At 73.1% G+C, this 26,351-nt stretch carries 18 protein-coding genes; 13 read left to right on the top strand and 5 right to left on the bottom strand.

The genetic code is table 11. The features are described 5' to 3' along the window. Positions 1 to 103: 103 nt before the first annotated feature. Together ABD208_RS10515 and ABD208_RS10510 are read left to right on the top strand one after the other, a co-directional pair. On the top strand, positions 104 to 2,905 hold the full coding sequence (locus tag ABD208_RS10515) for an MMPL family transporter (protein ID WP_344102395.1): 2,802 nt from the start codon (positions 104 to 106) through the stop codon (positions 2,903 to 2,905). Continuing rightward, positions 2,902 to 5,796, top strand: a complete 2,895-nt coding sequence (locus ABD208_RS10510; RefSeq protein ID WP_344102393.1) for a YhgE/Pip family protein — start codon at positions 2,902 to 2,904, stop codon at positions 5,794 to 5,796. Before ABD208_RS10515 ends, ABD208_RS10510 begins: the two co-directional genes overlap by 4 nt. A 151-nt stretch (positions 5,797 to 5,947) precedes the next feature. On the opposite strand, the gene purB is transcribed toward ABD208_RS10510, so the two are convergent. Together purB and ABD208_RS10500 are read right to left on the bottom strand one after the other, a co-directional pair. Continuing rightward, on the bottom strand, positions 5,948 to 7,423 hold the full coding sequence (gene purB, locus ABD208_RS10505; RefSeq protein WP_344102391.1) for an adenylosuccinate lyase: 1,476 nt from the start codon (positions 7,421 to 7,423) through the stop codon (positions 5,948 to 5,950). 111 nt (positions 7,424 to 7,534) lie between these two features. Continuing rightward, the gene (locus ABD208_RS10500) at positions 7,535 to 7,933 is read right to left on the bottom strand and encodes a phage holin family protein (protein WP_344102389.1); all 399 of its coding nucleotides are present in this window, start codon (positions 7,931 to 7,933) and stop codon (positions 7,535 to 7,537) included. A gap of 116 nt (positions 7,934 to 8,049) precedes the next feature. Between ABD208_RS10500 and hisC the strand changes: the two genes are divergently transcribed. From hisC to ABD208_RS10480, 4 genes are all read left to right on the top strand, one after another. Further along, entirely contained in the window at positions 8,050 to 9,147 is a 1,098-nt protein-coding gene (gene hisC, locus ABD208_RS10495; RefSeq protein WP_425561095.1) for a histidinol-phosphate transaminase, read from the top strand. Between the two features lie 246 nt (positions 9,148 to 9,393). Then, positions 9,394 to 10,569, top strand: a complete 1,176-nt coding sequence (gene pdhA, locus ABD208_RS10490) for a pyruvate dehydrogenase (acetyl-transferring) E1 component subunit alpha (protein WP_344102385.1) — start codon at positions 9,394 to 9,396, stop codon at positions 10,567 to 10,569. A 20-nt stretch (positions 10,570 to 10,589) separates the two neighbouring features. Further along, positions 10,590 to 11,624 carry an alpha-ketoacid dehydrogenase subunit beta gene (locus ABD208_RS10485; protein WP_344103222.1) on the top strand — a complete coding sequence of 345 codons (1,035 nt, stop codon included), beginning with the start codon at positions 10,590 to 10,592 and terminating at the stop codon, positions 11,622 to 11,624. 12 nt (positions 11,625 to 11,636) lie between these two features. Then, a complete protein-coding gene (locus ABD208_RS10480; protein WP_344102383.1) occupies positions 11,637 to 13,205 on the top strand; it encodes a dihydrolipoamide acetyltransferase family protein in 1,569 nt (522 codons plus the stop codon). 144 nt (positions 13,206 to 13,349) lie between these two features. On the opposite strand, the gene ABD208_RS10475 is transcribed toward ABD208_RS10480, so the two are convergent. Next, entirely contained in the window at positions 13,350 to 13,631 is a 282-nt protein-coding gene (locus ABD208_RS10475) for a WhiB family transcriptional regulator (RefSeq protein ID WP_344102381.1), read from the bottom strand. Positions 13,632 to 13,733: 102 nt separating this feature from the next. Further along, positions 13,734 to 15,770, bottom strand: coding sequence for a bifunctional copper resistance protein CopD/cytochrome c oxidase assembly protein (locus ABD208_RS10470; protein ID WP_344102379.1), 2,037 nt, complete (start codon positions 15,768 to 15,770; stop codon positions 13,734 to 13,736). Between the two features lie 195 nt (positions 15,771 to 15,965). Here ABD208_RS10470 and ABD208_RS10465 point away from each other — a divergent pair, with 195 nt between their 5' ends. The 7 genes from ABD208_RS10465 to ABD208_RS10435 all read left to right on the top strand — a co-directional run bounded on the left by ABD208_RS10465 (position 15,966) and on the right by ABD208_RS10435 (position 24,897). Further along, positions 15,966 to 17,141 carry a TIGR03364 family FAD-dependent oxidoreductase gene (locus ABD208_RS10465; protein ID WP_344102377.1) on the top strand — a complete coding sequence of 392 codons (1,176 nt, stop codon included), beginning with the start codon at positions 15,966 to 15,968 and terminating at the stop codon, positions 17,139 to 17,141. 52 nt (positions 17,142 to 17,193) lie between these two features. Further along, positions 17,194 to 18,153 (top strand): phosphate/phosphite/phosphonate ABC transporter substrate-binding protein, encoded by a 960-nt coding sequence (locus ABD208_RS10460; RefSeq protein ID WP_344102375.1) that lies wholly within the window; start codon positions 17,194 to 17,196, stop codon positions 18,151 to 18,153. Between the two features lie 210 nt (positions 18,154 to 18,363). Beyond that, the gene (locus ABD208_RS10455; RefSeq protein ID WP_344102373.1) at positions 18,364 to 19,464 is read left to right on the top strand and encodes a hypothetical protein; all 1,101 of its coding nucleotides are present in this window, start codon (positions 18,364 to 18,366) and stop codon (positions 19,462 to 19,464) included. Between the two features lie 156 nt (positions 19,465 to 19,620). Next, positions 19,621 to 19,965, top strand: coding sequence for a hypothetical protein (locus tag ABD208_RS10450; protein ID WP_344102371.1), 345 nt, complete (start codon positions 19,621 to 19,623; stop codon positions 19,963 to 19,965). Positions 19,966 to 19,975: 10 nt separating this feature from the next. Continuing rightward, on the top strand, positions 19,976 to 21,994 hold the full coding sequence (locus ABD208_RS10445; protein WP_344102369.1) for an NHL domain-containing thioredoxin family protein: 2,019 nt from the start codon (positions 19,976 to 19,978) through the stop codon (positions 21,992 to 21,994). A gap of 563 nt (positions 21,995 to 22,557) precedes the next feature. Then, positions 22,558 to 23,715: a magnesium and cobalt transport protein CorA gene (locus ABD208_RS10440; protein ID WP_344102367.1), complete on the top strand. Its 1,158-nt coding sequence runs from the start codon at positions 22,558 to 22,560 to the stop codon at positions 23,713 to 23,715. Between the two features lie 147 nt (positions 23,716 to 23,862). Beyond that, complete coding sequence (locus tag ABD208_RS10435; RefSeq protein WP_344102365.1) at positions 23,863 to 24,897, top strand: pirin family protein; 1,035 nt, start codon at positions 23,863 to 23,865, stop codon at positions 24,895 to 24,897. 54 nt (positions 24,898 to 24,951) lie between these two features. On the opposite strand, the gene ABD208_RS10430 is transcribed toward ABD208_RS10435, so the two are convergent. Further along, on the bottom strand, positions 24,952 to 25,674 hold the full coding sequence (locus tag ABD208_RS10430; RefSeq protein ID WP_344102363.1) for a GntR family transcriptional regulator: 723 nt from the start codon (positions 25,672 to 25,674) through the stop codon (positions 24,952 to 24,954). Positions 25,675 to 26,351: the final 677 nt, after the last annotated feature.

Genomic DNA, 26,351 nt, shown 5'->3' with positions numbered 1-26,351 from the left:
GGTGCTACCCGGCGATTCTAGTCCGCCCCGCCGCGTTTCCGATACACGGGTGTATCCGATACAGTCATGCATCGAACCGTCGGAACCCAGTTCGGGAGCGTTCGTGTCCTCAGTTCTTTACTCGCTCGGCCGCTGGGCCGTGCGCATGCGCCGGCTCGTCCTGGCCGGCTGGATCGTGGTGCTGGCGCTCGCGGGCGGCGCGGCCGGCCTGCTGCAGCAGGGCTTCGACAACTCCGTGGCCATCCCGGGCACCGAGTCGCAGGTCGCGCTCGACCAGCTCTCGGCGACCTTCCCGCAGGTGAGCGGGGCCTCCGCGCAGGTGATCGTCGTCGTGCCGGACGGCACGACGATCGAGGACCCCGCCGTGCGGGACGTCGTCGAGGAGGCGGTCGACGCCCTCGGTGACGTCGGGCAGGTCGAGGCGGTGACGTCGCCGTACGACGACCAGCTGACGGCGTCCGTGTCCGACGACGAGACCGCGACCATCCTGCAGGTCCAGCTCGACGGGCCCCAGGGATCGATCACGCCGGAGACCAAGGACGCCCTGCACGCGGAGGCCGACGCGCTCGACGCGGCGCTCCCGGCAGGCGCCGAGGCCCACCTGGGCGGGCAGCTGTTCGCCACGGAGATGCCCACGCCGACCCTCACCGAGGGGGTGGGCCTGCTGGTCGCGATGGTCGTGCTCGTGGTCACGCTCGGCTCGCTGATCGCGGCCGGGCTCCCGCTGCTGAACGCCATCCTCGGCGTCGGCGTCTCGATGGCGCTGCTGCTCGCCGCGACCGCGCTCGGGCCGGTCAGCTCGACGACCCCGATGCTCGCGGTGATGCTCGGGCTGGCCGTCGGGATCGACTACGCCCTGTTCGTCGTGTCGCGGCACCGGGAGCAGCTGCGGGCCGGGCTGCCCGTGGCGGAGTCGGTCGCGCGGGCTACGGCGACCGCCGGGTCGGCCGTGGTGTTCGCGGGGCTCACCGTGATGATCGCCCTGATCGGGCTGAGCGTCGCCGGGATCCCGTTCCTGTCGGTCATGGGGATCGCGGCGGCCGTGACCGTCGGGCTCACCGTGATCGTGTCGCTCACGCTGCTGCCGGCCCTGCTCGCCATGGCGGGCGAGCGGCTGCGGCCGAAGGCCCGGAAGCCGCGCAAGGCCGCCGCGGCCGGGGCGCGGCCCGCCGACGCGGGGTCCCGCGGCTTCTTCGCGGGCTGGGTGCGGGTCGTGACCAAGGTCCCGGCGCTGACCATCGTCCTGGTGATCGCGGCGCTCGGCGCCCTCGCGCTGCCCGCCGCGAACCTGCGGCTCGCGCTGCCGGACGCCGGCGTGCTTCCCGAGGAGGACTCGGCCCGCGTCACCTACGACCTCGTGTCCGAGAAGTTCGGCGAGGGCTTCAACGGGCCGCTCATCGTCACCGGCTCGATCCTGACCAGCAACGACCCGCTGAAGCTGATGGAGGACATCGGCGACGAGCTGGCCGAGCTGCCGGGCGTCGACGACGTCCCGCTCGCGACGCCCAACGAGACCGCGGACACCGGCATCGTGCAGGTGGTGCCGACCGGCGGGCCCGCGTCCGAGGAGACGGAGGAGCTGGTCCGCGAGATCCGCTCGATGCACGACCACTTCCTCGACGAGTACGGCGTCGACCTCGCCGTCACCGGCCAGACCGCGGTCGGCATCGACGTCTCCGCGAAGCTCGGCGGGGCGCTGCTGCCGTTCGGGATCCTCGTCGTCGGGCTCTCGCTGGTGCTGCTGACCATGGTGTTCCGGTCGATCGCCGTACCGGTCAAGGCGACGATCGGGTACCTGCTGTCCGTGGGGGCGGCGTTCGGCGTGATCGCCCTCGTGTTCGAGAACGGGGTCGGCGCCGAACTGCTCGGCGTGACCCGTACCGGACCGGTCATCAGCTTCATGCCGATCATCCTCATGGGCATCCTGTTCGGCCTCGCGATGGACTACGAGGTGTTCCTCGTCTCCCGCATGCGGGAGGACTACGTGCACGGCACCGGCCCGGACCGGGCGAGACGCGCGATCGAGAGCGGGTTCCGCAGCTCGGCGGCGGTCGTCACCGCGGCCGCGGTGATCATGACCGCCGTGTTCGTGGCGTTCGTGCCGGACGGGTCGTCGAGCATCAAGCCGATCGCGCTCGGGCTCGCCGTGGGCGTGTTCGTCGACGCCTTCGTCGTGCGCATGATGCTCGTCCCCGCGGCGCTGGCGCTGCTGGGCGACAAGGCCTGGTGGATGCCGGCGTGGCTGGACCGGCTGCTGCCGTCGTTCGACGTCGAGGGCGAGGGCCTGGCACGCGAGATCGCCCTCGCCGACTGGCCCGAGCCGGGCGCACAGGACGCGGTGGCCGCCGAGGGCCTGACGATCGCCGACCCGTCCGGCGTGGTGGCCGGGCCGGTGAGCCTCCGGCTGCCGCGCGGCGGGGTGCTGCTCGTACGCGGCGACACCGCCGTCCAGGTCAGCGGGATCCTCCACGCGATCGCCGGGCGGGTCGTGGCTACCGGCGGGACCGAGGTCACCGGCAAGCTCAAGACCACCGGCCTGGTGCTGCCGGAACGTGCGGCGACAGTCCGCGGGCGGGTCGCCGTCGTCGACGCCGCCGGCGACGCCCGGAACGGGGCGGCGCCCGACGAGGCCGTGCGGCGTGCCGTACGGGAGAAGGCGCGGGTCGTCGTCGTGACGGGCACGGAGACCGTCAGCGAGCTCGGGATGCGGGGCGACCTCGCGCGGGCGCTCGCGGACGCGCAGCGGGTCGGGATCACGGCGGTCATCGGGGCCGTCGGTGCCCCGGCGACCGACCTGGCGCCGGCCGGGGCCCCGGTCCTGGACGCCGGCGCGGCCGTACGGGCCCGCCACGGATATCAGCAGGTACCAGCGAACGACACGTCGATGCAGGAGGTTCGGGCATGACCGCGACGAGGTGGCTGCGGCCGGAGCCGGTCCAGGACCGGCGGCGGGCGGTGGCTGTCGCCCTGCTGCCGATCCTGATCCTGGGCCTGCTCCTGGCAGCCCTGTGGAACCCGCAGGACCGGCTCGACACCGTTCCCGCGGCGATCGTGAACCTGGACGAGCCGGTGGAGATCGACGGGCAGCTCGCGCCCCTCGGCCGCCAGCTCGCCGCCGGGCTCGTGAGCGGCGGCGAGACGCCGGAGGAGGGCGAGTCCGCGGCCGTCCCGGCGTCGGACGACAGCTACGACTGGCAGGTCGCCGACGAGGACACGGCCCGCGAGGGCCTGGCCGACGGAACCTACGCGGCGGTCGTGACGATCCCCGAGGGCTTCTCCGCCGCGGCGACGTCCTTCGGCAGCGACGACCCGTCCGAGGCGGAGAAGGCGACCATCGACGTCGCCACGGCCGCGGACGGCCGCGTCCTGGACGACGCCCTGGCCCAGATCGTGGCCCAGACGGCCACCCAGGTCATGGGCGACACCCTCACGAAGACCTACGTCGACAACGTCCTGGTGGGCTTCTCCACCCTCTCCGACGAACTGGGCAAGGCCTCCGACGGCGCGGGTGAGCTGGCCGACGGCGCGACCAAGGCCGGCGACGGCGCGGCCAAGCTTGCCGACGGCGCGCAGGAGGCGTCGAGCGGCGTCGCCAAGCTCGGCGACGGCGTGAACGAGCTTGCCGGAGGTGCCGGCACGCTCGCGGACGGTGCCGGCCAGTGGGCCGGCGGCGCGGACACCTGGGCCGGCGGCGTCGGCGTCTGGGCCGCGGGCGCGAACCAGGCTGCCGGTGGCGCCGGCAAACTGGCCGGTGGTGCGAGCGAGCTCTCCGCGGGTGCGGAGGGCCTCGCCTCGGGGGCCGGCTTGTGGGCGGGCGGCGCGGGAGCTTTGGCAGGCGGCGCGGACGCGCTGTCCGATGGCGCGGGTTCACTGGCCGGTGGCGCGAACGCGCTGGCTGGTGGCGCCGGGCAGCTGGCTGGTGGCGCGGATGAGCTGGCCGGCGGGGCGGGGGAGCTGGCTGGTGGCGCGGATGAGCTGGCCGGCGGCGCCCATCAATGGGCGGACGGCGCGGGTGAGCTCGCTGCGGGCGCGGACCAGGTCGCAGTTGGTGTCGGGCGACTCGCCATCGGAGCCGAGGACCTTGCCGACGGTGCCGGCGCACTGTCCTCGGGGGCGCGTGAGCTTGCCGGTGGCGCGCAGGGCGTCGCCGACCAGAACGGTGCGCTCGCGCATCAGGCGTCAGGGCTGAACGATGAAATGGTGGCGTTTGCCGGGCAGGCTCAGGGGTCGTTCGCAAGCCTGGACGAACTGGGGGCGAACCTGGAAGTTCTCTCGACCGGACTCGGTCCGGTGTGTCAGGACCCGGCGTTGCTCGAGTCCAGCGCCGACCTCAGGGACGTCTGTGCCGATCTGGCTCATATGGACACCACGGCGCCCGGGACGGGTGACCTCCCGAGTTGGCTCGGGGGTCTGGCTGCGGGTGTGGACGAACTCGCGACCGATGCGGGGCAACTCGCCGGGGGTAGCCGGCAGGTGGCCGACGGTGCGGCCGGGCTGTCCGACGGCGCCGGTGACCTTGCTCGTGGTGCGGCCGAGTTGCGCGACGGGGCGAATCAGGCGGCTGCGGGCGTCGGCGGCCTCGCTGAGGGAACAGGTAATCTCGCAGCTGCCGCAGGCAATATCTCCGATGGTGCGACAGAGCTTGCAGGCGGCGTGGACGAGATCTCGGCTGGGGCCGGTGACCTGTCAGCGGGTGCCGGCGAACTAGCAGGCGGCGTGGGAGCAATCTCAGGCGGAGTGACAGAGATTGCTGGTGGCGTGGATCAGCTCTCGACCGGTGTGGATGGACTTGCCGACGCCGCGATCGGCATTGCTGGGGGCGCGGCCGACGTCTCGTTCGGCGCGGACAAGGCCGCAGCTGGTGCGAGTGACCTGGCTGACGGCGTGACCAAGCTGTCGACCGGTGCGGACGGCCTCGCCGGTGGTGCGACCACGCTGTCGACCAACGCCGGCACGTTCTCCACGGGCCTCGATGACTTCGCAGACGGGGCTTCCAAGGTCGCGGACGGGGCCGGTGCGGCTGCCACAGGGACCGAGAAGGTCGCCGATGGCGTGGACGGAGTAGCAGGCGGTATCGACAAGCTGGCCGGGGGAGCCGGCGCGTTGTCCGACGGGCTCGACACGGCCACCGAGGAGCTGCCTGCCTACACCGAGACCGAGCGCGAGTCGCTGGCTTCGGTGGTGGCGGACCCGGTCGAGGTGGGCGATGCCCTGGAGCTCGGCACCGGGGCCACCGGGCCGATGTTCGCGGTGCTGGCGCTCTGGCTGGGGGCTCTCGGGACGATGCTGGTGTTCCCGCCGGTGCCGTTCGGCGCCCGCGGATCGACGCGTTCGCCGCTGCGGCAGGTGGCCGGGGCGCTGGCCGTTCCGGCCGGGATCGCGGTCGCGACCGGGGCGGTGAGCGGAGCGATCCTTGCCGGGGTCGAGCAGCTCGACGCCGGCGGCTGGGCCGCGGCGATCGCTCTCGGCATCCTGGCCTCGGTCGCGTTCGTCGCCGTCAACCAGGGTCTCGCGGCAGTGCTGGGTCACGTCGGCCGGGGTATCAGCCTGCTCGTCGCGGTCCTGGTCATCGGGGCGGGCGTCGTCTCGACCTCGCCCGCGGCGCTCCGGGCGCTGGCCGCCGCCCTTCCGACGGGCGCGGCCCAGGAAGCCCTGTCGGCGGTCACCGAGTCCACCGGCAACCCGGCGGCGGCCTGCACCGGCCTGGTGGTCTGGGCCCTGGCCGGGGTGGCGGCGACGACACTGGTCGTCGCCAGGAGCCGCACGGTCCGCGCCGCGGAACTCCGGACCGCATGACCGGCGCACCGCGGGGCTGAGTTCCCCGGGGAAGAAACGAAACGGCGGCCGGGCAGATGCCCGGCCGCCGATTCGTTGCCTGCGGTCCGCAACCGTCGTCAGCCGCTCAGCCGCTCAGCCGCCCCTGACGGCCGGCCCGCCGGCCCGGACGTCACGCCAGGTACTCGTCCACCAGCTGCTCCGCCAGCCCCGTGTAAGCCGCCGGCGTCAGCTCCGCCAGGCGCGCCGCGACGTCGTCGGGCAGGCCCAGGCCCGCGACGAACTCCCGCATCCGGGCGGCGTCGACCCGCCGGCCGCGCGTCAGCTCCTTGAGGCGCTCGTAGGGGTTGTCCATGCCGGGCACGCCCGCCACCGACGCCGCCCGCATCGCGGACTGCACCGGCTCGCCGAGCACCTCCCAGTTCTCGTCGAGGTCCTTCGCCATCAGCTCCGCGTTCGCCGCCAGCGCCTTGAGCCCGCGCGCCACGTTGTCGATCGCCAGCAGGCCGTGACCGAACGCCGGCCCGATGTTCCGCTGTGTCGTCGAGTCCGTCAGGTCCCGCTGCAGCCGCGACGTCACCAGCGTCGCCGACAGCGTGTCCAGCAGCGCGCAGGACATCTCGAGGTTGGCCTCGGCGTTCTCGAACCGGATCGGGTTCACCTTGTGCGGCATCGTCGACGAGCCGGTCGCTCCGGCCACCGGGATCTGCGTGAAGAAGCCGAGCGAGATGTACGTCCACACGTCGGTGCACAGGTTGTGCAGGATCCGGTTGAACCGGGCCACGTCCGCGTAGACCTCGGCCTGCCAGTCGTGCGACTCGATCTGCGTGGTCAAGGGGTTCCACACCAGCCCGAGTCCCTCGACGAACGCACGCGAGACCGCGGGCCAGTCCACCCCGGGAACCGCCACCACATGGGCCCCGTACGTGCCCGTCGCGCCGTTGATCTTCCCGAGGAACTCCGCGCCCCGGACCCGCTCCACCTGACGCCGCAGCCGGTGCGCCAGTACCGCCAGCTCCTTGCCCAGCGTCGTCGGCGTCGCCGGCTGACCGTGCGTCCGGCTCAGCATCGGCACCGCCTTGTGCTCCCGCGCCAGCCCCGCGACCTGTTCCGTCAGCGCCGACGCCGCCGGGAGCCACACGTCCCGCACCGCCCCCGCGACCATCAGCGCGTACGACAGGTTGTTGACGTCCTCGCTCGTGCACGCGAAATGCACCAGCTCCGACGCGGCCGGCAGGCTCGTCGCCCCGAGCCGCTCCGGCGCCGCCGCGATCCGCCGCTTGACGAAGTACTCGACCGCCTTCACGTCGTGCACCGTCTCGCGCTCGATCGCCTTGAGCTCGGCGATCTCCTCCGCGCCGAACGACGCCGGGATCGCCCGCAGGTACGCGACCTCGTCGTCGGTGAGGCGCGGCGCGCCCGGCACCACGGGACCCGGCACGCCGTCCGCCCCGTTGCACAGCGTGATCAGCCACTCCACCTCGACGTGCAGGCGCTCGCGGTTCAGCGCGGCCTCGCTCAGGTGGTCCACGAGCGACGCGACGGCCCCGCGGTACCGCCCGTCGAGCGGCCCCAGGGCGATCGGCGGGGTCACCTCGGCGAGGCTGACGCGGGCGGGGACGGGCGTGTTCACGGTCGTTTCTGGCACGCCCACAGTTTCCCACGCGGTCCCGGCAGGGGGCCGCGTGGTCCGGGCCCGCCCCGGCACGCCACGTTCACCGGGGAACGCGGCACCCGGGGCAGGCCCGGCGTCGTCAGGTCACTTCTTCTCCCTGGCGCGGTCCGGCACGAACGCCATCACGACCAGCTGCACGACGACGATGACGAACGCCGCCAGCACGAACCACCAGAACCCGCCGGTCACGGTGAGCCCGTAGCTGTCGAAGATCCCCGTCAGGAGCGTGGTGATCCACAGCATCAACGCGTTGACGAGCAGGGAGACCAGCCCCAGCGTGAGGATGTAGAGCGGTAGGGCGATGAGGTTGACGAGTGGTTTGACGATGGCATGCACCAGGCCGTAGATCACGGCGATGATGACGAGCGCGAGCAGGTACGGGCCGGTGCCCTCGGGCGAGACGACCTCGACGTGATCGGCGAACAGGACCGTCGTCAGCCAGATGGCGAACGCGGTGGCCAGGATGCGCAACAGGAGCCTCATGCTCCCGAACCTACCGGCGGCACGGCCGGAACCGCGGAGAACGACGCGGCGAACCCCGGGAAATTCAGGGTTCTCAGGGACGATTCCGGGTCTCCACCCAGGCGGCGCACCGTGGCATGCTGATTCGCGTGAACATCCCCGAGAACACCACGGTCCCGCTGCGTGCCGCCGTCGCCGCGCTGCCCGCCTACGTGCCGGGCGCGCGCGTCGCCCCGGGTTCCGGCGCCTGGAAGCTGTCCTCCAACGAGAATCCCTGCCCGCCGCTCGAATCCGTCCGCGAGGTGATCGCCCGGGCGGCCGGCGAGGTCAACCGGTACCCGGACATGTTCGCCACGGAACTGATCGGGAGGATCGCGGAGCACGTCCGGCTCGAGCCCGCGAACGTCGTCGTCGGGACCGGTTCGGTGGCCGTCCTCGGTCACGTGCTGAACGCCGTCGTCGAACCCGGCGACGAGGTCGTCTACGCGTGGCGGAGCTTCGAGGCCTACCCCATCTACGCGGCCGTGGCCGGCGCGACGTCGGTCACCGTCCCGGTCACCGCCGACGGCCGCCACGACCTGCCCGCCATGGCCGCCGCGATCACGCCCCGCACCAAGGTCGTCCTGGTGTGCACACCCAACAACCCGACGGGCCCGGCGGTCCGCGCGGACGAGCTCGCCGCCTTCCTCGCCGCGGTGCCGCGCGAGGTCCTCGTCGTCGTCGACGAGGCCTACCTGGAGTTCGTCCGCGACCCGGAGGTGCCCGACGGCGTCGCCCTCCTCGCCGGCCACCCGAACGTCGTCGTCCTGCGCACCTTCTCCAAGGCCTACGGGCTTGCGGGCCTGCGCGTCGGCTACGCCCTGGCCCGCCAGGACCTCGCCACGGCGATCCGCGCCACCTCGACCCCCTTCGGCGTCAGCGGGATCGCCCAGCAGGCGGCCCTCGCCTCCCTGGAGCCCGCGGCCCAGTCCGAGCTCATGGAACGCGTCGACGCCCTGGTCGCCGAGCGCACCCGCGTCACCGAAGCCCTCCGCGACCAGGGCTGGAACCTCCCGGAGGCCCAGGGCAACTTCGTCTGGTTCGCCCTCGGCGACGCCACCGTGGACCGCGCCGCCGAGGCCGCTGCGGCAGGCATCCTGGTCCGCCCCTTCGCCGGCGACGGCTTCCGCGTCTCCATCGGCGAGCAGGAGGCCAACGACGCCTTCCTCAAGCTGGCCGCCTCCTGGCGCCGATGACGGGAGATTCTTCTCCTCACCCCGTGCCGAGCTTTTCTTTCCGCCCGTCCGATGCCACCCTGAACGGGAAAGATGCCATCTCCCGGCGACACCGCTGTCGCCGCCGGGGCGAGGTCGTTGGGGAGATCCTCCAAATTAGCGACCCGAGCCTTGGCTGACACGGCGGCTGCCGGACACCGTGGCCCCTAACCTACGCTTGCGTAGGCTACGTGAACGTAGGTTACGGCCCGCAGCGAAGGAGAGATCGTGAACAGCGACATCGGCGAGGACAAGGTCCCGCTCTTGCAACTCCTCACACCCGAGGGTTCAAGGGTCACCGGCCGCGGCAACTCCGCGTACCGGAAGCGGATCGAGAACCTCACCCCGGAGCAGCTGCGCGGGATGTACCGAGACATGGTGCTCACCCGCCGGTTCGACGACGAGGCAACCTCCCTGCAGCGTCAGGGAGAGCTGGGGCTCTACGCCCCGTCGCGGGGGCAGGAAGCTGCGCAAGTCGGCAACGCGTACGCGCTGGCCCCGCAGGACTACGTGTTCCCGTCCTACAGGGAGCACGGAGTCCTGCAGGTCCGCGGGGTGGACCCCGTGGACCGCCTGGAGTTCTACCGCGGCAGCGACCACGGCGGCTGGAACCCGCACGAGCACAACGCCCAGGTCTACACCGTTGTGATCGGCTCGCAGGCCCTGCACGCGGCCGGCTACGCGATGGGGATCCAGCGCGACGGCCTGGTCGGCACGGGCGACCCGGAGAAGGACGCCGCGGTCGTCACCTACTTCGGCGACGGCGCCACCTCCCAGGGCGACGTCAACGAGGCCCTGGTCTTCGCGGCCGTGAACCAGTCGCCCGTGGTGTTCTACTGCCAGAACAACCAGTGGGCGATCTCCGAGCCCCTGGCCCGCCAGACGCGCACGCCGCTCTACAAGCGCGGCGAGGGCTTCGGCATCCCGAGCCTGCGCGTCGACGGCAACGACGTCCTGGCGTGCTACGCCGTCACGTCGGAGGCGCTCGAACGCGCCCGTTCGGGCGGCGGTCCCACGTTCATCGAGGCGTTCACCTACCGCATGGGCGCCCACACGACGTCGGACGACCCCACGCGCTACCGCACCACCGAGCAGGAACAGGTCTGGGCCCGGCGCGACCCGATCGAGCGCTTCCGCGTCCTCCTGACCCGCGAGGGCGTCATCGACGGCGAGTTCGAGAAGCAGCTCGAGGCCGACGCCGAGGCGCTCGGCGAGCGGCTCCGCGACAAGGTGCGCAAGCTGGAACCGTCCACGAAGACCCAGATGTTCGAGACGGTCTACGCGACCGAGCACTCCATCGTCTCCGAGGACCGCGCGTGGTTCGAGGCGTACGAAGCAGGAGAACCGATCACCGCGGGCGAGCAGTTCGCCGCGACCGCCGCGCAGCAGGGAGGGAACCGATGACCGCCACGATGGAGCACCCGATGACGGAGCAGACCGGCCAGGCCACGACGTCCCCCGCACCGCGCGAGGCCGGGACCCGCACCCTCACCCTGGCCAAGGCCGTCAACGAGGGCCTGCGCGCCGCGATGACCGACGACGACAAGGTCCTCCTCATGGGCGAGGACATCGGCCCCCTCGGCGGTGTCTTCCGCGTCACCGACGGCCTGCAGGCCGAGTTCGGCGAGAGCCGCGTCGTCGACACGCCGCTCGCGGAGTCCGGCATCGTCGGCACCGCGATCGGCCTCGCGATGCGCGGCTACCGGCCGGTCTGCGAGATCCAGTTCGACGGCTTCGTCTTCCCCGCCTACGACCAGATCACCACGCAGCTCTCCAAGATCCACAACCGCACGCGGGGCGCCGTCCCCATGCCCGTGGTCATCCGGATCCCGTACGGCGGCGGCATCGGCGCGGTCGAGCACCACAGCGAGAGCCCGGAGGTGCTGTTCGCGCACACCGCCGGCCTCCGCGTCGTCAGCCCGTCCACCCCGCAGGACGCCTTCACGATGATCCAGGAGGCCATCGCCTGCCCGGACCCCGTGATCTTCTTCGAGCCCAAGGGCCGCTACTGGACCAAGGGGGAGGTCGACCTCGCGGCCCCCGTCTCCGCGGACTCGCTCAACAAGGCCCGGATCGCCCGCGAGGGCACCGACATCACGATCGTCGCCTACGGCCCCACGGTCGCCACGGCGCTGAAGACGGCGGACGCGCTCGCGGCCGAGGGCCGCTCCGCCGAGGTCGTGGACCTGCGCGCCCTCTCCCCGATCGACACCGCCACGGTGGTGGCCAGCGTCCGCAAGACGGGCCGCTGCATCGTGACCCACGAGGCGCCGGTCTTCTACGGCGTGAGCGCCGAGATCGCGGCGCGCGTCACCGAGGAGTGCTTCTACGCGCTGGAGGCGCCGGTGCTGCGGGTGGGCGGTTTCCACATGCAGTACCCCGTGGCCAAGCTCGAGCACGACTACCTGCCGAGCGTGGACCGGCTGCTCGACGCCGTCGACCGCGCCTTCGCGCACTGAATCGGAGAGAACGTGGCAAACCAGAGCTTTCCCTTGCCCGACGTCGGGGAAGGGCTGACCGAGGCCGAGATCGTCGAGTGGAAGGTCGCCCCCGGTGACCCGGTCCGGGTGAACCAGACCATCGTCGAGATCGAGACGGCCAAGTCGCTCGTCGAACTGCCCTCCCCGTGGACGGGCACCGTGGCCGGGCTCCTCGTCGAGGCCGGCACCACGGTCGAGGTCGGCACGCCGATCATCGAGATCTCCGTCGCGGGCAGTGCGGCGTCCGGCGGCGCCGCGGGGCAGGGCCCGGCGGAGAACGGCGCGTCCGCTTCCGGCGGGTCCGCGTCGTCCTCGGCGGCGGGGGAGGAGACGTCCGGTTCGGTCCTTGTCGGGTACGGCACGCAGGAGGCGAAGGTGAGCGGCCGGCGCCGCCGCTTCCAGCCGGGATCATCGGGCACGACGACGGCCGCCGCCTCCGCGGCTCCGGTCGCCCCGGCTCCGGCGCCGGCCCCCGCGCCGGTCCAGCCCGCACCCGCACCGGTGTCCCGCCCGGCGTCGTCGTCGGCGAACGGACCGGCGGTCCCGGCGCCGTCGGGCAGCACCGCCCCGCCTGCCCCGGCGCCGTCGCCGGACCTCAGCCGTCCGGCGGCGAACGCCGCCGTGGCGAGCGTGCCGGCCCACGACGCGCGCACGCGCGTCCTGGCCAAGCCGCCCGTGCGGAAGCTGGCCAAGGACCTGGGGATCGACCTCGCGGGCGTGCACGCGTCCGGCCCGGGCGGGATCGTCACGCGTGAGGACGTGCTGGCGCACCAGACGGCGGCGCAGCCGAAGCAGCTGGCGACCTACGCGGGCGACACCGAGCCGTGGCTCGAGTCCGGCGCGGTCAGCGGGGACGGGCGCGAGACGCGCGTGCCCGTGAAGTCGGTGCGCAAGCGCACGGCCGAGGCGATGGTGGCCAGCGCGTTCACCGCCCCGCACGTGACCGTGTTCCACACGGTGGACGTGACGCGCACGATGGAGCTCGTGGAGACCCTGAAGCAGGACCGGGACTTCACGGGAGTGCGGGTGACGCCCCTGCTCATCGCGGCGAAGGCGGTGCTGCTGGCGATCCGGCGGCACCCGCAGATCAACGCGAGCTGGGACGACGCGGCGCAGGAGATCGTCTACAAGCACTACGCGAACCTGGGCATCGCGGCGGCGACGCCGCGCGGGCTCGTGGTGCCGAACATCAAGGACGCGCACCGGCTCGACCTGCTGGGACTCGCGAACGCGATCTCCGGCCTGACGAGCACGGCCCGGGAGGGGCGGACGCCGCCGTCGGACATGACGGGCGGGACGTTCACGATCACCAACGTGGGCGTGTTCGGCATCGACACGGGCACGCCGATCCTCAACCCGGGGGAGGCGGGGATCCTCGCGTTCGGCGCGATCCGGCAGCAGCCGTGGGTGCACGACGGCGAACTGGCGGTGCGCTGGGTGACGCAGCTGTCGCTGAGCTTCGACCACCGGCTGGTGGACGGCGAGCTCGGCGCCAAGTTCCTGGCCGACGTGGCCGCGGTGCTGCAGGACCCGTCCCGCGGGCTGGTCTGGGGCCGGTAGCGACAACAACGCCGAGGTGGTCCTGAGCCGGTCTGGGTACCGGCCGCGGATCACCTCGGCGTGTCTTGTCCGTCGAGGCAGCCTGGTGCGTCTCTGGGGGCGCTGCCTCGACGGAGTTCAGGGGCCGCGGGGCCCTTCGTCACGTCAGGCGGCGATCTCCTGCATGCGCGGGCGGCCGCGGCGGTTCTTGCGCCGCCGGACGATGCCGTCGACGACGATCTGCCCGCCCCAGACGCCCCACGGTTCCCGGCGCGTGATGGCGCCGTCGAGGCACTGCTGGAGCAGAGGGCACGTCAGACACTGCCGCTTCGCGGATTCGAGTTCGGACGGGTGCTCGGAGAACCACAGGTCGGGCTTCTGAGCGCACGGCACGTCCGCGCGTGCGAATTCCAGAACATCAGCGGCGCTGGGGGTGGTCGCGATCATGTTCACACCCCTTAGAACGCACCCCACCGGAAAAAGGATGGGGGCTACCGAACTTTTTCTTCGCCCACACCGCCCCGGCGGCGGTCGCGACCCCGCGCCCCGTCAGCCGGGGCGCCTGGCGCGTTCCGCGCGGCGGGCGAGCATCGCGTTGTAGGCCTCCAGCTCGGCGTCGCCGTCGCGTTCGGCGGCGCGGTCGCCGCGCCGGGCCTCCCGGTCGTCCGAGCGGGACCAGCGCACGGCCACGCCGATCGCCAGCAGCAGCGTCGGCAGCTCGCCGATGCCCCAGGCCACGGCACCGCCGCGCTGCTGGTCCTCGATCGCGGACGGGCCCCACTCCCGGCCCATCAGGCCGAACCACTCGGGGACGAGCAGGGCGGTGCCGCTCGTCAGCGCGACGCCGAAGAACGCGTGGAACGCCATCGTCGCGAACAGCAGCACGAGGCGCAGCGGGTAGGCGGGCCGCTCGGGCCCCGGGTCGATGCCGATCAGGGCGTTCGCGAACAGGTACCCCACGAGGGTGAAGTGGACCGTCATCCACAGGTGCCCGGCGTAGGTGGTCAGGGACCACTCGAACAGCGGCGTGAAGTAGAACAGCACCATCCCGCCGGAGAACAGCACGGCGGCCACGATCGGGTGCGCCAGGAACGTGCCGTACCGGGACCGCACGAGGTAGAGCACCCACTCGCGCGGGCCGCGGGACCCGTCCTTGCGCGCGGGCAGGGCCCGCAGCAGCAGCGTGACGGGCGCGGACAGCACCAGCAGCAGCGGCACGACCATCGCCAGCATCATGTGCTGCACCATGTGCGCGCTGAACAGCACGTGGCCGTACGCGGCCGCGCCCCCGTTCGTCACCCAGAACAGGGTGGCCATGCCCGCGCACCAGGCCAGGGTGCGCAGCACCGGCCAGCGGTCGCCGCGCCGGCGCAGCCGCAGCACCCAGGTCAGGTAGACGACGACGCCGGCCGCGCAGCCGAACGCGAGCAGCACGTCCCACTGGAACTCGGTGAACCAGCGCGCGACGGTGGGCTCGGGCGGCAGGGGATGCCCCGTGACCTGCTCGGCCGGGGTGGGGTCCGCGACAGGCTCGTCCGGCACGGGCGGCGCCGTCGACCCCAGGGCGACGGCGACGCCGGACACCGCACCCATCACGGCGAGCTCCACGGCGGCGAGCCGCCAGAACAGCAGGCCCGCGTGCCGCACGGCGCCGTCGAGCCGCTGCACCCCCTCCAGCCGCCGCACGACGCCGTTCCGGTGCAGCCAGCCCACGGCGCCGAGGGCGGCGAGCAGGAGCACCTTGGTGACCAGCAGCGTGCCGTAGTCCGTGCCGAGCGCGCCCAGGCCGCCGAGCCGGATCCACCCGCTGACCAGGCCGCTGACGGCCACCATCACGAGGCACCACCCCGCGACGGCGGAGTACCGCCGGATCGTGGCGGCCTGCGTCGTCGCGCCCCGGCCGAGCAGCGCGACGGCCGCGAGGCCGCCCACCCAGATCGCCGCCCCGGTCAGGTGCAGGAACATCGCGGAGACGGCGAGGTCGTGGCTGGAGGCGCCCGCCGCGTGGCCGGTGGAGGCCTGCAACCCGAACGCGGCCAGCACCAGCAGGGCGCACACGGCGGCGCCCGTCGGGCCGCGCACCAGCAGCGCCGTCGTCGCGGTCGCGGCCGCGAGCAGCGCCGCGCCGAGCAGGGCCCGGCCCACCTCGCCGTCGGTCACGTACGACCACAGCGCCGTCCCGAAGGCCGGGTCCGACACGGGCAGGAACGTGGCCCAGGAGGTGCCGAGCACCAGCGCGGCGAGCGCGGCGATCGTCCAGACGCCCGCCGCGGCGCCCGCGATGTTCAGCGCGCGGCCGGCGCTCTTCCCCGACGGGAGCACGAAGGCGGCCAGCACCAGCGAGCCGAGCGTGACCGCGGCGGCGAGGTTCGACGTCGTCCGCGCGACCGGGGTGCCCCAGCGCGCCAGGATCCCCGGATCGGCGAACTGCTGGAACGGCGCGAACGCGCCGGCGAACGAACCGGCCGCGACCAGTGCCCCGAGCGCCGCGACGAAACCGCCCGCGACGACGACCGGCAACCACCGCGGGCGCGCGAGCAGGAGGGTCGTCGCTCCGGAGGGCAGTCGGTCGCGGGTGGTGGTCACCGGCCAAGGCTATTCCTCGCCAGGTGGCGCGATGAAACGTTGTGCACCGGCCCTGGCCCGAAGATGACCTGCCGGTGAACCCCAGATGGTCGTCACATGGCGTACCCGGAACTGAGCATGAATTGTGCCTGAAGGTGTTTTCGCAGGACAGCGCCGCTCTTGAGCGGTAGAGTGCCGCTCCGGCAGGCTCAGGGCGTGAGCCGACGTACGAGCCTGCCCGGAGTTCCCCTGCTGCCCTCGCGGGTCGATCTCGTGATCGTCGGTGCCGGGATCGTCGGCCTCGCCCACGCGGTCGAGGCGATCTCCCGGGGCTGGTCCGTGCTCGTCGTCGAGCGCGACGCACGCGCCGTCGGTGCCTCGGTGCGGAACTTCGGTCACATCGGCGTCACCACGCAGGACGGCATCGCGCTCTCGTACGCGCTCGCCGCGCGTGAGCGCTGGCTCCGCCTCGGCAAGGAGGCGGGCTTCGCGGTCCGCGAGACCGGAACCCTGGTCGTCGCGCGGGCCGACGACGAGCTCGCCGTCCTCGACGACTTCGCCGCCCGCCGCGACGGCGACGCCCAGATCCTCACCCGCAAGGGCGTGACCGACCGCGCACCCGTCTCCCCGCGCGGCGTGACCGGCGGGGCGTTCCTCCCGCTGGACCTGCGCGTCGACCAGCGCACCGCGGTGGCGGCCGTCGCCGCATGGCTGAACACCCGGCGCGAGTGCCGCGTCGAGTGGTCGACGTCGGTCGTCGGGCTGGAGCCGGGCAGCGGCGTGACGCTCGTGCGGACCACGCGCGGCGACGTCGTCGCACGTCGCGTCGTGTGCGCGGTGGGACACGAGGTCGAGCGGCTGTTCCCCGTCGCCGCCCTCGAGGCCGGGATCCAGCAGTGCCGCCAGCAGATGCTGCGCGCGGAACCCGCCCGGTCCGCACGCCGCGCGATCGGCGAGATCGGCCCGGCGGTGCTCACCGGCACGTCCCTGCTGCGTCACGACGGCTTCGCCTGGAGCCCGTCCGTGGCCCGGGTCCGGGAGCGGCTCGCGCAGGACCGGCCGGACCTGCTGGAGGCGGGCCTGAACCTCATGGTCACCCAGCTGCCCGACGGCACCGTCACGCTCGGCGAGACGCGCGCCTACGGATTCACCCACGAACCCTTCCGCTCCCAGGCGCTCGACGACCTCCTCCTCGCGGAGGGCGCGGCCCTGCTCGGCGTCCCGCTCCAGGCGATCGAGCGCTGGGACGCGACCTACCCCTCGGCGCCCCAGCCGTTCCTCGTCTCGGAGCCGATGCCCGGCGTCTCCGTGGTGTCAGTCACCTCCGGGATCGGCATGACGTGCGCGTTCGGCCTCGCGGCCAAGGTCGTGGAGGAAGCGCTGCGTTCATGAGCCCGCTCAACACCCCTCTGCGAGGAGCCCAACCCCCATGAAGGCAACCCGCGTGACCCCAGTGACCATGTCCCCGGAAGTCAGGACCCGACCCACCGCACCCGCCCGGCTCGTCCGCCTCGCCGCCGGCCTCGCCGTCTGCGCCTTCGCCGCCGGCACGCTCGGCGCGTGCGCCACCGCCGCCTCCCAGGCCGCCGACACCGTCTGCCCCGCCGACGGGATCCGGTACGGGGTGCAGCCCCAGGGCAACCCCGCCGAGCTGGAGCTGGCCTACGCCGGCTTCGCCGCCGCGCTCTCCGACGAGCTCGACTGCCCCGTCGAGGTCAAGGTCTTCGAGGACCCGGCCGCCGTCGTCGCCGCCCTGGATGAGGGCACGATCCAGATCGTCCACCTCACGCCCGTCGGCTACGCGGTCGTGAGCCGCACGGCCGGAGCGACCCCGGTCGCCACGTTCAGCCGGCCCAACGGCAACATGGCCACCTACAAGTCCGCCATCTGGGTGCCCGCGGACTCCGGGATCGCCGTGCCCGGCGACCTCGCGGGCCACACGCTCGCCCTCGGCAAGCAGGGCACGACGCAGGGCGACATCCTGCCGCGCAAGGCGCTCGCGGACGCCCGGATCCCGCTCGGCGAGGTCGGCGTGACCTACACGGGCGGGCAGCAGGAGTCGCTCGCCGCCCTCGTGAACGGCGAGGCCGAGGCCGCCCAGATCGACTCGCAGACTATGGCGGCCGCCGTCGCGGCGGGCGAGTTCGAGCCGGACGCCCACCGGATGATCTGGGAGTCGGGCGCGGTCCCGAGCGACCCGATCGTGGTCCCGGACGGCTCCGGGGAGGCGTTCGTCACCGCCGTCGAGGCGGCGCTGCTGAACCTCGAGCCGGACCCCGTCGGGAAGGTCGGGGCGAAGATCGGGCTGGCCCCGGGCGGGCGCCTGGTGGGCATCGACGACATCGCCTACACGGAGCTGGGCGCGCTGGTGGACTCCCTGTCCCTCACGGCGGCCGATCTCTGACCTCCCGAGCCGGCGCCGGACCCGCGAGGTGGTACCGCACGCGGTGCCACCTCGCGGCCCGTCCGCCCGCGCACGGACCCGGCGGACCCGCCGTGACCTGGAGGTGGCTCAGATTGCCGTTGTCCAGGTTTTGGATGACTTTTCGCGTCATCCGGCGTGTCGCGGCGACTTGTCCGTCGTCGTGTCGGTGTGGTCGGCAAGGATCGTGGCATGGAGCGTTACGCGGCCCGGAAGATGAAGGAGCAGCTTGCAGACTTCGCACGTGAACTGGGCGAGCGGTACGGACCGCTGGTGGTCCCGGGTGACGCCGCGCGGCCCCGGCCGCAGGCACTCGAGCGGCCGGCCCGGCCCGGGGACCGCGAGGCGCCGGAGGCCGCGCCGGAACGCCTGACCGCGGCCGACGTCGTCCGCGCGCCCACCCTGGCGCTCGGCCTCGTGTCGCGGGCCGACGGCGGGTACGAGATCGCGGTCCGGTACCGTCTCGGCGTGCCGCAGGCGCGCGCCGTCGTGCGCAGGATCGCCGACGAGGCCGGGCCCGGCGCCGACGTGCGCCGCACCGGACGGGTTCGCCCGCTGGCCGAGCTCGGCCCGCGGCGGCTTGCCCCGACTTCGCAGGCCAAGGGGGAGACGAGCCGCGTCCGGCCGCTGCGGCCCGGCGTGTCCATCGGGCACGTCGGGGTGACCGCGGGGACGCTCGGCGCCTTCGTGCGCCGCCCGGACGAGCCGGACGCCCTCTACGTCCTGTCGAACTACCACGTGCTCGCCGGCAGCCCGGAGGCCCGCCCGGGCGACGTCGTGCTCCAGCCCGGCCCGGCCGACGGCGGGCTCCGGCCCGGCGACCGCGTCGGCGAGCTCACCCGGGTCGCCCGGCTCGGCGCCGACGAGGCGTGCGTCACCGACGCGGCGATCGCGCGGATCGACAGCGTCGACGTCGACCACGCCTATCCCGTGGGGCCGGTCGCGCGGATCGCGCGCCCGCTGGGCGGCGAGACCGTGGAGAAGGTGGGACGGACGACGGCGGTCACCCGCGGCCGGGTCACCGCGATCGAGCTCGACGACGTCATCGTGGGCTACGAGGATCTCGGTGCGCTGACCTTCGACGACCAGGTCGAGATCGAGGGCCACGGTGGCCCGTTCTCGCGCGGCGGGGACTCCGGCGCCCTGGTGTACCGGGAGGACGGCGCGGCGATCGGGCTGCTCTTCGCGGGCTCGGAGAGCGGCGGCCAGGGGGGCAAGGGACTGACCTACGCGAACCCGATCGACGTCGTTCTCGATACCATGGAGGTGGAGCTGGCGGTCACCGGGATTTAACCCCCGCGTCTCCTGCCGGCTAGACGTCATTGCGTTCGGCGTTACGTCCAAAATGTGATCTTCGCCACTCCGACGAACCGTCGAAGTGCCCTGGCCATGGCGGAGCATCGGGCGCACAATGGTGGGTCATGACGACGGGTCGGGAGGTGAGCGTCGATGGCAACACTGGATGAAGCGCGCGCGGCGAAGTCAGGTCTGCGCGACGCGGTCTCCACAATCGGCGGCGTGGTGGGAATCGGGGTGGCCCCCGAGTTCAGCAGTCCGATCGAGCCCGGACGCCCTGGTCCCGGAGGCGTCGCCGTGCAGCACCTGCCGGCCCCTGGGGCAGGACGCGTCAACGTCCTCGCGCATCAGGTGGCGGTCGACGACCTGCCCCGCGAGGACGGCAGCTGGGTGCTGCAGGTCAACGTGGTCGATCCGGCCGTGGTCGACAAGGTCCCTGAGGAGATCGGCGACGTCTCGGTGCGAGTGCGCGTCGTAGGAGCGGTTCGCGCCGGGTGACAATGCTGGGGTGAGCGCCACTCCTGCCACCCGCCTGCCTCGCGTCCGCGCCTCGGAGCTCGCCGGACGGGGCTGGCTGAACACCGGGGGCACGCCCCTCTCCCTCGAGCAGCTGCGAGGGAAGATCCTTGTCCTGGACTTCTGGACCTTCTGCTGCCTGAACTGCCTGCACGTCCTCGACGAGCTCCGCGAGCTCGAGGCGCGGCACCGGGACGTCCTGGTGATCGTCGGCGTCCACTCGCCCAAGTTCGAGCACGAGGCGGATCCGGCCGCGCTCGCCGCGGCCGTCGAACGCCACGAGGTGCACCACCCGGTGCTCGACGACCCGGACCTGGTCACCTGGCAGGCGTACACCGCACGCGCCTGGCCCACGCTCGTCGTCGTCGACCCGGAGGGGTACATCGTCGCGCAGATGGCGGGGGAGGGACACGCGTCCGCGATCGGCGCGCTGGTGGCCGAGCTGATCGAGGAGCACGAGGCCAAGGGCACGCTGCATCGCGGCGACGGCCCGTACGTCGCCCCGGCGCCGGAGCCCAGCACGCTCCGCTTCCCCGCCAAGGCGATCACGCTGCCGGGCGGGAACCTGCTGGTCGCCGACGCCGGCCACCACTCCCTCGCCGAGCTGGCGCCCGACGGCGAGACCCTCGTGCGCCGCATCGGCTCGGGCGAGCGCGGGTTGCTCGACGGCGGCCCGGGCGAGGCCCGCTTCAGCGAGCCCAACGGCCTCTGCCCGGTCCCGGAGCGACTACGTGCGGCGGCGGGGTACGACGTCGTCGTCGCCGACACGGTCAACCACGCCCTGCGCGGCGTGCGCCTGTCCGACGGCGCCGTGGTGACGATCGCGGGCACCGGCCGCCAGTTCATGGTGGGCGGGCAGGAGAACGTCGAGCCGGTCCGCCCGGTCCCGGCCGCGACGCCGGGCGCCGAGGCGGAGGGAGCCCGGCTCCCGGCCGAGTCCTTCGACCCGTCCGCGGTGTATGCCGCCCGCACCGTCCGGCTCTCGTCGCCGTGGGACGTGACCTGGTCCGAGGCGCTCGGCGCGTTCGTCGTCGCCATGGCGGGCAACCACACGCTCTGGGCGTTCGACCCGGCCGCCGCCGACGGCGCCGGGACCCTCCGTCTCCTCGCCGGCACCATGAACGAGGGCCTGGAGGACGGCCCGGGCTCCGGGGCCTGGTTCGCGCAGCCGTCCGGCCTGGCGGTCGCGGCCGACGGCGCGCTGTGGCTGGCCGACGCGGAGACGTCCGCACTGCGGACCGTCGTCCCGGAGGGCGAGACCGAGGTCCGGGTGGAGACCGCCGTCGGGCAGGGCTTGTTCGACTTCGGCCACCGGGACGGCGCGGCCGCTCAGGCGCTGTTCCAGCACCCGCTCGGCGTCGCGGTCCTGCCGGACGGCTCCGTCGTCGTCGCCGACACCTACAACGGCGCGCTGCGCCGCTTCGACCCGGCGACGGGGGAGGTGTCGACGCTCGCCACGGGGCTGGCCGAGCCGTCCGGCGTCGTCGTGCAGCTCCAGGACGGGGCCGACGACGCCGCCGCGGCGCTCCACCTGCTGGTCGTCGAGTCCGCGGCGCACCGGCTGACGCGGGTCGCGCTGCCGGCGGACCTGGCCGGCGAGATCCTGGACTCCGGGGCGCGCCGCACGCAGCGGCCCACGACGGACATCGCGCCGGGACTGCTGCGGCTCGAGGTCCCGTTCGAGCCCGCCCCGGGGCAGAAGCTCGACGACCGCTTCGGGCCGTCCACCGAGCTGCGCGTCAGCGCGACGCCGCCCGAGCTGTTGCTGGCCGGAGCCGGGACCGGCACGGACCTGCACCGCGACCTGGAGATCAACCCGGAAGCCGGCGAGGGCGTCCTGCACGTGACCGCGCGGGCGGCGTCGTGCGACAAGGTGCCCCTGGGCCCGGACGGCGCGCCCGATCCGGACCTCTTCCCGGCCTGCCACCTGGCCCAGCAGGACTGGGGCGTCCCGGTGCGCGTGACCTCCGTGGCCGCGTCGCCGGTGCTGACCCTGCCCCTGCGCGGCTGACCCGGCGCGGCCGGCCCGCCGTGGCTGACCCGGCGTGGCTGACCCGGCGCCGCGCGGCCCTGCTGGCCCCGGCGGGGCCGGGGAGGCCGAGGCCGACGCTCCGGTGGAGGGCCCCGGTCAGGCGCGCGACCTGCGGGTGAAATCCCTGTGACGGCCGTCTCGAATGGTTTCGAGGGCGTGACCCGAGGCGCTAAGCTGGGAGCCGCAGGAAATCTCCGCGGAGGCCCGGCAGGGCCCGCGCGATCGTCGCGGCCGATACGCCGCCAGGACCCTGAGGGGGTGGAGCTCATGACACGCAGCGAGCCCCCCAGTAGTCCGAGCCGCAGCTGACAGCTCGGCCCGGACCTCCCGCCTCGCACCAGAGCCGGCCCGCCCCCGCGCGGCCTCGCCCCGGTGCGCCGGCCGTCTCCCGAGCTCCGGCTGCGGTACTCCGCCCGCACGATCCACCTGCCGTCCCACCGCGTCCCGGCGTCACCCCGCCCGGCCCTGCGTGAACAGCGCCCCACCGGCGCGATCACGTGGCAACGCGGCCCGCGGCGGCCTGACGATCCCGGAGTTCCCCCATGGCTACGTTCCTGCCCGCACGCCCCGTCCGCTCGCGCCCGCTCCTGGAGGCGCTGCGCCCGCGTCCCCGCCGTCGTCCCGCGGCACCGTTCGCCGTGCCCGACCCCGACGCCACGGCGTCGGCGGTGCCGCGCCGTTCCCCGGTCGTCGCCGCCGCGATCTACGACGACGGCGAGCGCACCGCCTCGTTCACGAAGCTCTCCGACGCGTTCCGCGCCCTGCGCAGCCGCCCCGGCGGCATGGCCTGGATCGGGCTGGAGCGGCCGGACGAGACCGTCCTGAACTCCCTCGCGATCGAGTTCGACCTGCACCCGCTCGCCGTCGAGGACGCCATCCAGGCGCACCAGCGGCCCAAGATCGAGCGGTACGGCGACACGCTGTTCGCGGTGCTGCACGCCGCGCGGTACGACGACGCCGCCGAGCGCGTCGAGTTCGGCGAGCTGCACGTGTTCGTCGGCCCGGACTTCGTGGTCACGGTGCGGCACGGCGCGTCCCCGGACCTCGCCGCCGTGCGGGCCCGGATGGAGTCGGACCGGGACATGCTGGCCCGCGGCCCGGAGGCGGTGCTGTACGCGATCCTGGACGACGTCGTCGACGGCTACGCGCCCGTCGTCGCCGGCCTGGAGAACGACATCGACGAGATCGAGTCCGAGGTGTTCGGGGGAGACCCGGACGTCTCGCGGCGTACCTACGAGCTCTCGCGCGAGGTCGTGGACTTCCAGCGGGCCGTGCGGCCGGCGCAGAAGATCTGCTTCTCCCTGGAGAAGGGCGCCGAGAAGTACGACGTCCACCCGGAGCTGCAGGCCTACCTGCGCGACGTCGCCGACCACCTCACCGAGGCGGCCGACCGCATCGACTCGTACCGCGCCGCCCTGCGCGACATCCTCACGGTGAACTCCACGCTCGTGGCGCAGCGGCAGAACGAGGAGATGAAGCACCTGTCGGAGGTGAGCCTCAAGCAGGGCGAGGAGGTCAAGAAGATCTCCGGCTGGGCGGCGATCCTGTTCGCCCCGACGCTGGTCGGCACGGTCTACGGCATGAACTTCGAGGCCATGCCGGAGCTCGACCAGCCCTGGGGCTATCCGGCCGCCCTGATCGCCATGGCGGCGGTCAGCGTGGGCCTGTACGGGGTGTTCCGCGGGAAGCGCTGGATCTGACGGGCGATGCGGTCGGCCGGTTGTCGGGGTCGGTCGGTCCGATGTCGAGAAGTCGGCTCCTTGAGGGGCCGACCGCACTGACAGCAGACCGACCGCTCGACATCTGGCCGATCGCGGCCGGCTCGGACCACGGCCTAGGCTCGCCGTATGAGCAATCTTGAGGCCCGGCCCGCCGAGCAGGTCTGCACCGCCGGGGAGGCGGGGGACGGCGTCGAACTCCTCGAGCCGCGGGAGGTGCCGCTCGGCGGGCCGCGGGCGATGACCGTCCGGCGCACCATCCCGCAGCGGGCGCGCTCGCTGGTCGGGGCGTGGTGCTTCAGCGACCACTACGGGCCCGACGACGTCTCCGGGTCGGCCGGGATGCAGGTTCCGCCGCACCCGCACACCGGGCTGCAGACGGTGTCCTGGCTGTTCGAGGGCGAGATCCTGCACCGTGACTCCGTCGGCTCGCTGCGGGCGGTACGTCCCGGCGAGCTCAACCTCATGACGGCCGGCCGCGGCATCTCGCACTCCGAGGAGTCGCCCGCGGGGTCACGGCCCCGCCTGCTGCACGGGATCCAGCTGTGGACCGCGCTCCCGGGCGCCGCGCTCGGTGTCGACCCCGCCTTCGAGCACCACGGGGACCTGCCCGTCGCCGACGCCGACGGCGCCCGCGTCCAGGTCTTCCTGGGAACCCTGCACGTCGCCGGGGAGGAGCTCACCTCACCCGCGACGACCTACACCCCGCTCGTCGGTGCGCAGCTCGACCTGCAGCCCGGCGCCGAGCTCCGCCTCGACGTCGACCCGGCGTTCGAGCACGGGCTCGTCGTCGACTCCGGGGACGTCCGGCTCGAGGGCGCCCCCGTGGCGGCGTCGTCCCTGGGCTTCGTGAGCCCGGGGCGACGACGGCTCACCGTGACGGCCGGCCCCGGAGGGCCGGCCCGCGCCGTCCTGATCGGCGGCACGCCGTTCACGGAGGACGTCGTCATGTGGTGGAACTTCGTCGGGCGCTCGCACGACGACGTCGCCCGCGCCCGCGCGGACTGGACGGCCCAGATCGCGGACCTGCCCGGCGGGGCGACGAGCTACGCCGGCGGCGCGCGCGCCCGGCGATTCGGTCAGGTGGACGGGTACGCGACAGGCCCCCTGCGGGCGCCGGTCCTTCCGGACATCCGCCTCAAGCCGCGTACCCGCCCGTCCTGACCTCGGTGCCGGGGCGGCGGGCTCTCCGGCCGGCCCGGCACCCCGGCGACGGGATCACGCGTCGAAGTCGTAGCGGAGCATGAACTCCCCGCCGTCCAGCACGATGCGGCTGTACTCGACCGGCTTCCCGTCGGAGTCGATCGCGGTGCGCATCACCTGGAGCACCGCGGTGCCGGGCTCGATGCGCAGCGCCTCGATCTCCTCGATGGTGGGCATGCGGGCCACGACGTCCTCGTGGAACTTCACGGGCTCGTGCCCGAGCTCCTTGAGGCGCGCGTAGGTGCCGCCCGCGCCGATCTCGTCCTGGGCGATCGGGGTCCCCGCGGCGATCGACGCCGGGATGTACGACACGCCGTGCAGCAGCGGCTTGCGCCCGCGCACGTGCAGGCGCTCGCGGGTGGTCACCTGGACGCCCTCGTCGAGGCCGAGCGCGACACGCGCCTCCTCCGTGGGCTCCTCCTCGGGCGTGACGGCGAGCGTGCGCACGGTGAGGCCGGCGTCGGTCTCGTCCATCACCGGGATGATCGTGCTGTCGTCGGACTTCTTGCCCGTGCTGTCGAACACGATCGGCTCGAAGGCGCGGACGAAGACGCCGGACCCGTGACGCGTGACCGTGAGGCCCTCGTCCTTGAGCATGGACAGCCCGTGGCGGGCCGTCATGCGGGCGACGCCGTAGGTGGCCATCAGCGCCGCTTCGCTGGGAAGTCGGTCGCCAGGCTTGTACGTTCCCGCGCGGATCTCCGCGCGCAGGTCCTTGGCAATACTGGATGCAGTCACTCGGCCCTCTCTAGACACGGATCCACCTAACTATCTGCCCTTGCGTATGCGCAACTTTTCGGCGTTGAACTTCCGGACTCTAGTCATCATAGACATGATCGACTAGGCGCCTGGACGGGCAGGGCAGGCTCGGCGGAACATGGGGAAGAGAAGGGGCCAGGGCCCCCGGGGCAGGCCGGGAGCCCTGGCAACCGCGTACCTCCGCCGCGCATCCTCGGGGATGCCGACGGTACAGAGGCGCCGCGTCGACGTCACGGCTCCGGTTCACGCCCCTCTGGCCCGGGTCGCCGGGCCAGAACTGGTTCAGGGCGCGTCGGACGCGGGTGGTCTCCCGGGTCCGTTCAGGCACCTGTGTCGTCACCCACAGCCCGTGCCGTGGCACGGGACGTCCTGTCGTTCTCCGGTCGACCGGCGTCCGGCGGCCCGGCCCTTCGGTACGGCTGCAGCGCACCGATCAGGCCGTCACTCACCGAATCATGTTCTCGTTCTAGTTGGGCGGGCCGGGCATGGCAACCGCTCCAGCGATGTAATTTCACCCTCAGTTTTACCCACAGGTTTGTCCACAGGCTGGCCTGCGGGTTCGCAGGCTGTACACAGCCCTGTGGATAAAATCTGTGGATAACCGATCGGCATATAGGTGCACGAGTGCCGCCCCGGGCGGACATGCCGGAAGCGGG

Source organism: Myceligenerans crystallogenes, assembly GCF_039529775.1.
Classification (GTDB): Bacteria; Actinomycetota; Actinomycetes; order Actinomycetales; family Cellulomonadaceae; genus Myceligenerans; species Myceligenerans crystallogenes.
The sequence above is the reverse complement of the archived record's forward strand: the minus strand, read 5'-3'. Positions and strand labels throughout refer to the sequence as shown.